At 71.9% G+C, this 11592-nt stretch carries 10 protein-coding genes and 1 riboswitch; of the genes, 3 read left to right on the top strand and 7 right to left on the bottom strand.

Annotated features, from left to right (window positions below):
- Positions 1-453: 453 nt before the first annotated feature.
- Entirely contained in the window at positions 454-1491 is a 1038-nt protein-coding gene (gene sepH, locus G9272_RS33385; protein ID WP_171399958.1) for a septation protein SepH, read from the top strand.
- A 127-nt stretch (positions 1492-1618) separates the two neighbouring features.
- On the opposite strand, the gene G9272_RS33380 is transcribed toward sepH, so the two are convergent.
- On the bottom strand, positions 1619-2470 hold the full coding sequence (locus tag G9272_RS33380; protein WP_171399957.1) for a sulfurtransferase: 852 nt from the start codon (positions 2468-2470) through the stop codon (positions 1619-1621).
- Positions 2471-2690: 220 nt separating this feature from the next.
- Between G9272_RS33380 and G9272_RS33375 the strand changes: the two genes are divergently transcribed.
- On the top strand, positions 2691-3491 hold the full coding sequence (locus tag G9272_RS33375) for a VOC family protein (protein WP_171399956.1): 801 nt from the start codon (positions 2691-2693) through the stop codon (positions 3489-3491).
- Between the two features lie 26 nt (positions 3492-3517).
- Here the strand turns inward: G9272_RS33375 and G9272_RS33370 are convergent, their stop codons facing one another.
- The 4 genes from G9272_RS33370 to G9272_RS33355 all read right to left on the bottom strand — a co-directional run bounded on the left by G9272_RS33370 (position 3518) and on the right by G9272_RS33355 (position 9005).
- Positions 3518-4165: a thymidine kinase gene (locus G9272_RS33370; protein WP_020125121.1), complete on the bottom strand. Its 648-nt coding sequence runs from the start codon at positions 4163-4165 to the stop codon at positions 3518-3520.
- Positions 4166-4215: 50 nt separating this feature from the next.
- Positions 4216-5427, bottom strand: coding sequence for an alkaline phosphatase family protein (locus G9272_RS33365; RefSeq protein WP_171399955.1), 1212 nt, complete (start codon positions 5425-5427; stop codon positions 4216-4218).
- Positions 5427-6023, bottom strand: a complete 597-nt coding sequence (locus tag G9272_RS33360; protein ID WP_171402276.1) for a DUF5998 family protein — start codon at positions 6021-6023, stop codon at positions 5427-5429. Before G9272_RS33360 ends, G9272_RS33365 begins: the two co-directional genes overlap by 1 nt.
- A 168-nt stretch (positions 6024-6191) precedes the next feature.
- On the bottom strand, positions 6192-9005 hold the full coding sequence (locus G9272_RS33355) for a bifunctional acetate--CoA ligase family protein/GNAT family N-acetyltransferase (RefSeq protein WP_171399954.1): 2814 nt from the start codon (positions 9003-9005) through the stop codon (positions 6192-6194).
- A 178-nt stretch (positions 9006-9183) separates the two neighbouring features.
- On the opposite strand from G9272_RS33355, the gene G9272_RS33350 reads away from it, so the two are divergent.
- Entirely contained in the window at positions 9184-9465 is a 282-nt protein-coding gene (locus G9272_RS33350) for an HPr family phosphocarrier protein (protein ID WP_054243640.1), read from the top strand.
- 227 nt (positions 9466-9692) lie between these two features.
- Here G9272_RS33350 and G9272_RS33345 read toward each other — a convergent pair whose 3' ends face one another.
- Together G9272_RS33345 and G9272_RS33340 are read right to left on the bottom strand one after the other, a co-directional pair.
- Positions 9693-10388 (bottom strand): GntR family transcriptional regulator, encoded by a 696-nt coding sequence (locus G9272_RS33345; RefSeq protein WP_171399953.1) that lies wholly within the window; start codon positions 10386-10388, stop codon positions 9693-9695.
- Between the two features lie 188 nt (positions 10389-10576).
- Positions 10577-11320, bottom strand: a complete 744-nt coding sequence (locus tag G9272_RS33340) for a M23 family metallopeptidase (protein ID WP_171399952.1) — start codon at positions 11318-11320, stop codon at positions 10577-10579.
- Positions 11321-11334: 14 nt separating this feature from the next.
- Positions 11335-11503, bottom strand: a riboswitch (cyclic di-AMP (ydaO/yuaA leader).
- Between the last annotated feature and the right edge of the window lie 89 nt (positions 11504-11592).

Here is an 11592-nt window from a genome sequence, read left to right as displayed (position 1 = left end):
TTTCCCGCACTTGATCAATCAACTGCACGAGAAGGGGACGTACGGACGAAACCGATAGTTCCTTTTCGGGAGATTGCGTGAACTACGCCACGCCCAAGATCGCTAAACGCCCGCCACGGAGGGTCAATTCGCACCCCTCCACAGAAGTTGGATGGCGCGCCAATCCACGCACGTGGCCCAAATGGAGTACTGTTGCGAGCCCTGGGCCCGGTCTCCCTCCAGGATGTCCGGGGCCTCGCTGGACCGCTTGAGGGGGGCTAGTTGCACAGGGTGACGGTGTTGGTCACTTAGCGTGGCGAATAGGTAACCGTGCCATAACGACGGCGCAGGGCCTGTGCCCGACACGCCGGGCAACTCGGCAAGGTAGTGGCAGGCTGCACCCGGGCAGGCCACACTCGACTAGCGGAAGCAGCGACGCACGTGACGTCGGCAGGCACCACCCGGGAGGTCCCCATGCCCGAACTGCGTGTCGTGGCCGTCTCGAATGACGGCACACGGCTGGTGCTGAAGGCTGCGGACAGCACGGAGTACACGCTTCCGATCGATGAGCGTCTGCGCGCCGCCGTCCGCGGCGACCGTCCCCGCCTCGGCCAGATCGAGATCGAGGTGGAGAGCCATCTCCGCCCCCGTGACATCCAGGCGCGTATACGTGCCGGGGCCACCGCGGAAGAAGTCGCCCAGATGGCCGGCATCCCTGTCGACCGTGTGCGCCGCTTCGAAGGCCCCGTGCTGGCCGAGCGCGCCTTCATGGCCGAGCGGGCCCGGAAGACTCCGGTCCGTCGGCCCGGTGAGAACGCCGGACCCCAACTCGGCGAGGCCGTCCAGGAACGGCTGCTGCTGCGCGGCGCCGACAAGGACACCGTCCAGTGGGACTCGTGGCGTCGCGACGACGGCACCTGGGAAGTTCTGCTGGTCTACCTGGTCGCGGGCGAACCGCACTCGGCGAGCTGGACGTACGACCCGCCCCGGCGGCTCGTCCAGGCCGTCGACGACGAGGCACGTTCGCTGATCGGCGAGTCCGACGACCTGGCCGCTCCCGAGCCCAGCTTTCCGTTCGTCCCGCGCATCGCACGGCTGCCGCGCGACCGTCCGCTGGACCGCGCGCTCGACCGGCCCAGCCTGCCGGCCCAGCCGTCCGAGCCGGCCGAGGAGAGCACCGGCGAGCGGGAACGCGACTCGCTGACCAGTCTGTTGGAGGCGGTGCCGAGCTTCCGTGGCGACATGGTCGTCCCGGAGCGCCCGGCGGAGCCCGCGACGGAGGAGCCCGACGAGCAGGAGCCCGTCACCGAGGAACCCCCGGCACCGGCCGCCTCCGCCGGATCCGCCTACGCGGATGTCCTCATGCCGCGTTCCGTCGGCAGCCATCGCGACCGTCTCATCGGCGCCACCGACCGTCAGGCCGAGGCGGACGGCGTCCGTCCGGGCCGCCGGGCCGCGGTGCCGAGCTGGGACGAGATCGTGTTCGGCACCCGGCGGAAGAAGCAGGAGTAACCGACCCTCGGGCAACTCGCCCGAGGCGTCGGCCGGTTCGCGGAATCCGGTGGGCACACCAGTACATACGTGAGGGAGGGCCGCACCTGTTCGGTGCGGCCCTCCCCCATGTGCCCGCGCGGCGGGACTACCGGGGATCGGGGCCCACGGCGACCGGCCGGGCCGGGTCCGAGGACCACTCCGACCAGGAGCCGACGTACAGGGCCGCCGGAATGCCCGCGACCGCCAGGGCCAGCACCTCGTGGGCGCCGGAGACGCCCGAGCCGCAGTACACGCCGACCCCGGTGCCGTCGGACGCCCCCAGCGCCTTGAAGCGGTCCCTCAGGTCCTCGGCGGCCAGGAAGCGGCCGTCCGGGCCCACGTTGTCGTTCGTGGGCGCGGAGACGGCACCCGGAATGTGGCCGCCGACCCGGTCGATCGGCTCGACCTCGCCCCGGTACCGCTCCCCCGCGCGGGCGTCGAACAACACGCCGGAGCCGGCGAGAGCGGCGGCCCCGTCGGCGTCGAGAAGTCCCGTGGCGCCCGGCACCGGCTCGAAGTCGCCCTCCACGCGCGCGGGGACGTCGTCCGAGAGGTCCCCCTGCCACGACGGCAACCCGCCGTCGAGGACCCGCACGTCCGGGTGACCCGTCCAGCGGAGCAGCCACCACGCGCGGGCCGCCGCCCAGCCCTGCCCGCCGTCGTACACGACCACCGGCCTGCCCGCCGAGACACCCGCCCGGCGCATCGCGGAACCGAACAGCGCGATGTCGGGCAGCGGATGCCGGCCGCGGCCGCCCGGCGCTCCCGCGAGCTCCCGGTCCAGGTCGACGTAGACCGCGCCGGGCACGTGCCCGGCCTCGTACGCGGCGCGTCCGTCGAACGGCGGCTCCCCCGCCGCCTTCGCCACGCTGAGCTGCCAGCGGACGTCGAGGACGACGGGCGGGTTCTCCCCCGCCAGGTCGCCGGCCAGTTCCGATGCGGTGATGATGGCGTTCATGGTCACCATCCTCGCGCACGGGGTGGCCCCATCGCCCATGTCCGGCTACTCTGCTCGGCCGGACAGGCTCGATCACGGGGCGTGCGGGATCGAGCACATGCCGTACAGGCGATCGACATACGGCGACAACCACACGTAAACCAACGAGAAACCCCCTATCAGGCATCCTCCGAGGGCGGAAGCGACACGGCCACCGCAAGGGGCCGAGGAGAGAGTGACGATGACCGAGGCAGGTGGGTCGGCCGGCCCGATCGGCGCAGCACACGCCCGGTACGCGCCCGGTACACCCTGCTGGGTGAGTCTGATGGCGCACGGGTTGACCGCGACGCAGGAGTTCTACGGCGAGCTGTTCGGCTGGGAGTTCCGGCCCGGCCCGCAGCAGCTGGGCCCCTATGTGCGGGCGCTGCTCGACGGCCGCGAGGTGGCCGGGATCGGTCAACTGCCCCCGGACCGCCACCTCCCGGTCGCCTGGACGCCCTATTTCGCCTCGGACGACGTGGACACGACCGCCGAAACGGTCCGGCTGTGCGGCGGCACGGTCGGAGTCGGCCCGCTGGACGCCTCCGACGCCGGGCGACTGGCCATCGGCTCCGACCCGTCCGGCGCCGTCTTCGGCGTCTGGCAGGCGGCGGCCCATGTCGGCACCACCATCACCGGCGTGCCCGGCACCCCCGCCTGGAACGAGCTGACGACCTACGAGGCCGCGAGCGTCCGCAAGTTCTACGAGACGGTCTTCGGCTACGAGGAGACGGTGGTGTCCGCCGACTTCGACCACGTGACCCTGCACGTCGCCGGCCGCCCCGTCGCCGGCATCCACGGCGTGGGCGCCGCGTTGCCCCGGGACCGGGGACCGCACTGGACGACGTACTTCGAGGTGGCCGACACGGACGCGGCGCTCAGTCTCGTCGTCGATCTCGGCGGGCGGGTCCTCGAGCCGGCCCAGGACAGCGAGCACGGGCGCGTGGCGAGTGTGGCCGACCTCGAGGGGGCCCGCTTCTCCGTGGTCCAGGCGCCTCGGTGAACGACGGTTCCTGAAGCCGCCGGCTGTTAGACCGGCTGCACCGGCAGCACATCCGGCGACAGGGCCGCCGCCCGCGCCGACGCCGAGGTCATACGGCGGCGGTGGTGGCGCCTGCACAGGACCTCGTAGCCGACCGTGTCCGCCTGATCTACGTCGCCGACGACGACCTGGGCGCCCTCCACGACCATGACACCGCCCACCGTGCGGGCGTTGTGCGTGGCGCGGGCGCCGCACCAGCACAGGGCCTCGACCTGGAGGACCTCGACGCGGTCGGCGAGTTCGACGAGCCGCTGGGAGCCGGGGAACAGCTTGGAGCGGAAGTCGGTGGTGATCCCGAAGGCGTAGACGTCGATGTCCAGGTCGTCGACCACGCGCGCGAGCTGGTCGATCTGCTCCTCGGCCAGGAACTGCGCCTCGTCCGCGATCACGTAGTCCGCACGGCCGCCCTGCGAGAGGTGGTCGACGAGGGAGGCGTAGAGGTCCTGACCGTCCTCGACCTCCACCGCGTCGGTGACCAGGCCCAGGCGGGAGGACAGCTTGCCCTCGCCCGCGCGGTCGTCCCGCGTGAAGATCATGCCCTGGAGACCGCGCGAGGAGCGGTTGTGCTCTATCTGGAGAGCCAGCGTCGACTTCCCGCAGTCCATGGTTCCGGAGAAGAACACCAGCTCGGGCATGGGGAGTTGAGCGCCTTTCGGTGAGGGTGAGGAAGAAACGGTTCTGGGCGTCAGGAGCGTACTTCGAGCAGCGGGACCAGCTGCTCGGCAGGGGTCATCGAGCCGTGGTTGCCGACCATCGCCGACTCCTTGGGCTCCCGTTCGGAGGCGATGATCAGGACGTCGTCCCGGGCGGCCGCGACCACGTCGCCGAGGCGGGCGTACACCCGATCGTCGACCTGCGGCCCGAACCAGCCCGCGGCGATCGCCTCGTCGCGCGAGGCGATCCAGAACTGCTCGCCGAGCACCTCGCGCCAGCAGGTCAGGACGTCGTTCTCGGCGCCCGGTACGGCGTAGACATGGCGGGCGCGGCCCTCACCACCCAGCAGGGCGACCCCGGCGCGCAGCTCCCAGTCCGCGTCGAAGTCGATGCGGTGCTCCTCGTCGAAGGGCACGTCGACCATGCCGTGGTCGGCGGTGACGTAGAGCGTGCTGCGCTGCGGGAGCTGCTCGGCGAGGCGCTGGACGAGCCGGTCGACGTACATGAGCTGGCCGCGCCAGGTGTCGGAGGCGACGCCGTAGCGGTGCCCGGCGCCGTCCAGTTCCGCGTAGTACGTGTAGACGAGGGAGCGGTCGCCGGCGGCGAGTTGCTCGGCGGCGAAGTCCATGCGCTCCTCGCCGGTCAGCCGCCCGTGAAACGTTCCGCCGCTGAGCGCGACCTTGGTCAGCGGGGTGTTCTGGAACGTGGGGGACGACACCTGGGCGGCGTGCACGCCCGCCTCGTGGGCGAGCTGGAAGACGGTGGGGTACGGCTGCCAGGCGCCCGGGGCCGTCCACGGCTGCCAGCGGAGCTGGTTCATCAGGGCGCCGGTCGCCGGGTTGCGCACCGTGTAGCCGGGCAGGCCGTGCGCGCCCGGGGGAAGACCGGTGCCGACGGAGGCGAGGGAGGTCGCGGTGGTCGCCGGGTAGCCGGCGGTGAGCGGACGTCCGGTGCCGCCGCGCGAGCTGCCGAGCAACGCGTGGAGATACGGCGCCTCGTCGCGGTGGTCCTTGATCTGCTCCCAGCCGAGGCCGTCGATCAGGAAGACGCAGTTGCGGTCGGCCGGGGTCAGCTCCGGGATCGCCGCGGTCGTGCCGGGTACGCCCATGCCCGCCGCCAGCGTGGGCAGCAGGTCGGCGAGGGAGCCGGAGCCGTACTCGGGGACGGGCGCGGAGCCGACCGCGAGCGGTTCGGGGAAGTCCCAGGGCGCGGAGTCGAAAGGGGTGGGCACGGAGCGCGACATCAGCGGGTGACGTCCGCTGTCGCCTCGGAGAGCGACTGCGCGAAGACGAGCGTCTGGCGGACCGTCTCCGGGCCGTCGCCGGCCTCGCTCACACGCAGGCTGAGGTCGTCCGCCGTCGAGCTGCCGGTGTAGCCGTGGTCGGCGTCGCAGTTGGGGTCGCCGCAGGCGGCCGGCTCCAGGTCGATACGGGAGACGGCGCCCCAGCCGATGGTCAGCACGACCTCGCGCGGCAGGGTGCCCGGCGTGTACGACTCCGGGTTGGCGACCACCCGGCTGAGGACGACGGACGAGATCCGGCCGATCTTCACGGACTCCGTGGAGGTCGTGGCGTACGGCGTCGGGGAGGTGGTGTCGGCGGCCTGCTCGTCGGTGTGGCTGACGATGAAGCGGTTGCCGGTGAGAACCAGCACGGTCACGTGCCGGCGCACCTCGTTCTGGTCGAACGTGGTCTCCTGGTGGACCAGGTACGACCGGATCGGCTCGCCGCCCACAGCGGCCTCCACCGCCTCGGCCACGAGGGCCGGGTAGTAGCCGCTGCGCTCGATCGCCGCGCGCAGCCCCTGGGTCGTCGTACTGGTCTTGGCCATGCCCTCCATCCTACGGGGACCCACTGACTGCGAGGCACCGCTGAGGCCCGCTTCGGTACGTCGGCGGCGGCCGGGGCGCGCTCCGTCGGTGCTCCGGGGGACGCCTCCACGGGGCGAGCCGCTGCCCGGGCGGCGCGTCCTCGCGCGCGCCCGACGGCGCGCTCCCGGACGGTCCGCTCAGTACGTCGGCAGCGTCCTCGGTCCGAGGTCGTCACGCGCCGGCGGGGGTGCGAGGCGTACGGAGGCGCCGAGGACGCTCAGCCCGTGCGGGGCGACGACGACCGGCTCCAGGGTGACCGCGACGACCTCGGGGTGGTCGTCGACCAGCCGGGACACGCGCAGCAGCAGCTCCTCCAGGGCGGCGGTGTCGACGGGCGTCGAGCCGCGCCAGCCGAAGAGGAGCGGGGCGGTCCGGATGGACCGGATCAGCGAGGTCGCGTCGCGGTCGGTGACCGGAACCAGCCGGTGCGCCATGTCCCCGAGCAGTTGCGAGGCGGCCCCGGCGAGCCCGAAGGACAGTACGGCTCCGGCCGCCGGGTCGATGACCGCGCGGACGACCGTGTCGACGCCGCGCGGTGCCATCGCCTGGACGACCGGGCGGATCTCCTGCGGCTTGCCGAAGAGCTCGGTCAACTCGGCGTACGACCGGCGCAGTTGCTCCTCGTCGGCCACATCGAGCCGTACGCCGCCCAGGTCGGCGCGGTGCCGCAGGTGCGGGGCGGTGGCCTTGAGGGCGACGGGGTAGCCGAGGGCGGCCGCGGCCCGCGCGGCCTCGTCCGGGGTGGGCGCCGGGATGGCCCGGCGGGTGCGGATGCCGTAGCGGCCGAGCAGCTCGCACGTCTCGTCGGTGCCGAGGGTCAGGCCCTGCCCGCGCGCGAGGAGCCCGCCGATCAGCTCGGCGGCGCCCTTCTCGTCGATGTCCTCGTACTCGGGCACCTTGCCGGCGTCGGCCGCCTCGCGCCGCCACTGGGCGTACTTCACAGCCTCCGCGAGCGCGCGGACGGCGCGTTCGGCGGCGGGATAGGCGGGGATGAGGTGCGCCCCCTCGGGTGCGTCGACGGCGGTGGGCACCGGCTGCTCGCCCTCGGGGACGTCGGTACGCGCGCGTGGGGCCGCTTCCGCGCGCGGTGCGGTACTCGTCGCGGCGGACAGCGCCATGGCGAGACCGCCGAGTTCCACGTGCACGACGAGCACCGGTTTGGCGGGAGCGGCCGCCGCGGCCGACCGCAGGGCCTCCGCGAGTTCCGCGTCCCCGGGCGATCTCTCCCCGATCGCCGGGATCGCCGTCACGACCACCGCGTCGCACGTCTCGTCGGCCAGCGCCCGGGCCAGCGCCGCGTGGAAGTCCCGGGCCGACGCCTCGGTCGTCAGGTCCAGCGGCGGCAGCGGACGCAGCCCTTCCGAGAGACAGGCGTCGTACGTCAGCAGGCCCAGCGACTCGGAGTTGCCGAGAATCGCCACCCGCGGGCCCGTCGGCAGTGGCTGACGGGCGAGCAGCAGGCCCGCGTCGACCAGTTCGGTGATGGTGTCCACGCGGATCACGCCGGCCTGCCGCAGCAGCGCCGACACCGTCGCGTGGGGCAGCCGGGTCGCCCGTACGGCGTGCCCCTGCGGGGCGGACCCGGCGCCCTGGACGACGACCAGGGGCTTGGCGGCCGCCGTGCGCCGCGCGAGGCGGGTGAACTTGCGCGGGTTGCCGATGGATTCCAGGTACATGAGGGCGACGTCGGTGTCGGGGTCGTCGTACCAGTACTGGAGGACGTCGTTGCCCGAGACGTCCGCGCGGTTGCCGGACGAGATGAAGGTCGACACGCCGGTGACGCCGGTGACGCCTCCGCCACGCCGGTGGAGACGGGACAGCAGGGCGATGCCGATGGCGCCGGACTGGGCGAACAGGCCGATCCTGCCGGGTCTCGGCATCTCCGGGGCCAGTGAGGCGTTCAGCCGCACCTCCGGGGAGGTGTTGATGACTCCGAAGGCGTTGGGGCCGATGATCCGCATGCCGTACGCGCGTGCGTGCCGGACGAGTTCGCGCTGGCGCTCCCGCCCGTCGGGGCCGCTCTCGGCGTAGCCGGCGGAGAGGACCACGAGTCCCTGCACGCCGTGCTCGCCGCACTCGGTCACGGCCTCGGGGACCTGCTCCGCCGGGACGGCGACGACCGCGAGGTCGACGGGCTCCGCTATGTCGCGCACCGAGCGGTGGGCAGGCACCCCGTCCAGTTCCTTCAGGTCCTCGGGGAAGGCCTTGTTCACGGCGTACAGCCGCCCGGTGAAGCCCGCCTCGCGGAGGTTGCCGAGCACGCTTCGGCCGACGCCTCCGGGGCTGCGGCCGGTGCCGACGACGGCTACGGAGCCGGGCGCCAGCAGCCGCCCCACGGAGTGCGCCTCGGCGCGCTGTTCCCGCGCGCGCTGCACGGCGACGGAGCGCTCGGTGGGTTCGAGGCCGAACTCCAGGTGTACGACGCCGTCCTCGAAGCTGCGCTTCTGGGTGTAGCCGGCGTCCGTGAACACCTTGATCATCTTGTTGTTGGCGGGCAGTACCTCGGCCGCGAAGCGGCGGATGTCACGCTCGCGCGCCACGGCGGCGATGTGCTCGAGCAACGCGGAGGCGACGCCCCTGCCCTGGTGGGCGTCCTGTACGAGGAACGCGACCTCGGCCTCGTCGGCAGGGGCCGAGGCGGCCATGCCGTCGGCACCAATGCGGTCATAGCGTACGGTGGCGATGAACTCGCCGCCGACCGTGGCCGCGAGTCCCACCCGGTCCACAAAGTCGTGGTGCGTGAAGCGGTGGACGTCCTTGTCGGACAGGCGCGGGTAGGGCGCGAAGAAGCGGTAGTACTTCGACTCGTCCGAAACCTGCTCGTAGAAGCTGACCAGGCGCTCGGCGTCATCGACGGTGATGGGGCGGATGCGCGCGGTGCCGCCGTCGCGCAGCACCACGTCGGCCTCCCAGTGGGCGGGGTACTCGTGCCGGTCCGACGCGCTCTGCATGGGGCCCAGAGTACGGCTCGCGTACGACAACGGCGCGAGGCAGTCTGTGGAGGACGCACGTCGGATCGAGGCCGCGATCCGACGACCACGTCGGGAGGGGACCGAACGACCCCTCCCTCACACGCTTCACGTGTGGAACACTGGTCTAGACAACCTGAACACTGAAGGGCAGCATCACATGGCTGAGCGCCGCGTCAACGTCGGCTGGGCCGAGGGCCTTCACGCCCGCCCCGCTTCCATCTTCGTCCGGGCCGCCACGGCCGCAGGTATCCCGGTGACGATCGCCAAGGCCGACGGCAACCCCGTCAACGCGGCCTCCATGCTGGCCGTTCTCGGCCTGGGCGCCCAGGGCGGCGAGGAGATCGTCCTCGCCTCCGAGGCCGACGGCGCCGACGTCGCCCTCGACCGTCTGGCGAAGCTGGTCGCCGAGGGGCTCGAGGAGCTCCCCGAGACCGTCTGAGCGCGCAGGCCCCCTTTGCGCCCAAGCCGACGCCGCTCTCGCGGACGTGGTTGCGCGTCGTCGGGGTTGCTCAATTGACGGTGGCGGTGTTCGTCGCTTCAAAGGTGTCGTCCCGCTAACCCCGAAGGGCTCGTCCGAATTATCGGGCGAGCCCTTCGTATTTCCCGTTCACGGGCAGCAGAAATAATCCCCCGCGAATTATCCCCTCTTTGTATACGGCCCTCGTGTTAATGCCGCAGACCCGTCATGTTTACGGGAGGTTGCGAAGTCCTCACACGGTCGGCGCGCTCGGGGCCGCCGGAAAAGCGCAGCCGGTGCGCGGCCGTCGCACGCTCGGTGTGCAGCGCCGTGATCGCCCGCGCACGCTCGCCGTCGCCGCGCGCCACCGCGTCCACGATCGCGCCGTGCTCCGCCCAGGACTCCGCGGGGTTGGCCGGGGCCTCCACCGCGTACATCCAGGCGATCTTGTGGCGCAGCTGAGTGAGCATCGACGTCAGGGCATGGCTTCCTGAGGACTGGGCGAGCGTCTCGTGGAACCAGCCCCCCAGGGAGCGCAGATCCTCGCTGTTGCCCCGCCTGGCCCGCTCCTGGCCCAGCCGGACGAGTCCGCGCAGCACCTTCAGATGGGCCTCGGTGCGCCGCTGGGCGGCCCGGGAGGCACCGAGCGGCTCCAGGAGCATGCGCATCTCCAGCAGGTCCGCGGCCTCCTGCTCGGTCGGTTCCGCGACGCACGCGCCCGCGTGCCGCCGTGTGACGACGAAGCCCTCGGCCTCCAGCGTGCGCAGCGCCTCTCGGACGGGGACGCGGGAAACGCCGTAGCGGCGGGCGAGGAGTTCCTCCGTGAGGCGGCTGCCGCGCTCGTAGACACCCGCGACGATGTCGTCCCGAATGGCCGTGCACACCGAGTGCGCCGGAATACGCATGACGGACCTCCGCCTTAATCCCCGTGAAACGTCGACGATTGACGTGTGTTCCGTGACTCTATTGCAATGAGCGGGAATTTCCGATGGCGGGCTGGAATCCAGGGATATTTTTTGGACAGCAGGGCCTCGAAAACGGCGAAAGCCCCGGCCGGGAGGGCCGGGGCAAGACGATCTGTCGCCGTGGGTCGTCAGACGTTCACGCCGTGCTTGCGGAGGTAGGCGACCGGGTCGATGTCCGAGCCGTACTCCGCGGTGGTGCGGGCCTCGAAGTGCAGATGCGGGCCGGTGACGTTGCCGGTGGCGCCCGACAGGCCGATCCGCTCGCCCGGGGTGACCGTCTGGCCCACCGACACCGCGAGGGACGACAGGTGACCGTACTGGGTGTACGTCCCGTCGTTCATCTTGATCACGATCTGGTTGCCGTAGGACCCGCCCCAGCCGGCCTCGACCACGGTGCCGGAGCCGACCGCGTGCACGGAGGTACCGCTCGCGGCGTGGAAGTCGATGCCGGTGTGGCTGCCGGAGGACCACAGCGAGCTGCTGGCCTGGTAGCCGGTGGAGACGTAGGAACCGGTGATCGGCAGCACGAAGGTGTTGAGGCGCTTGCGCTCGGCCTCGCGGGCGGCACGCACGCGTGCCTCGCGCTCCTCCACGGCCTTCTTGGCGGCGGCCTGCCGGGCGGCCTCCTCGAAGGCCGCGTGCTTCTGCACGGCGACCTGGTCGTCGATCTGCTCGGCGACGGACTCGCCGGCGGTGACGACGGGGATCAGCCCGGTCTGCTCGGGGGTGGGCTCGGCGGCGAAGGCCGGGGTGGAGGCGACGGTGGCCATGACACCGGTGGTGGTGAGCGCCGCGATGCCCGCCGCGCGGACGCTGCTGCGCTGCATCCGGCTGGGCCGACGGTGCTTCCCGGTGGCGCAGGTGAACGCCATGAAGTTGGGGGTGTCCTTTCCTTCCCTCTCGCCTACCGGGTTAGCTGACGGGTTCGGAGCAGGAAGGTCTCCTACGGACCCCCTCGCGTTCACGCGCGGGCGTCCGATTCACCCCAGGGACTTCACAAGTGGGTCCCCGGCTCCCCTGGCTCGCGCCGTACGGGGACTCGGCGATGACTGTCCGGTGCCGCGGCTGCGGCGCACTGCCTGACGAACAGCCCGGATGACGCTAAGCGGCGCGGGTTTCAATCCTCAAACGGATCCCGGTTTTT

Origin of the sequence: Streptomyces asoensis (genome assembly GCF_013085465.1) — a bacterium.
Taxonomy (GTDB): Bacteria; Actinomycetota; Actinomycetes; order Streptomycetales; family Streptomycetaceae; genus Streptomyces; species Streptomyces cacaoi_A.
Note: the sequence above shows the minus strand (reverse complement) of the source record. Positions and strands in the feature narration are given on the sequence as shown.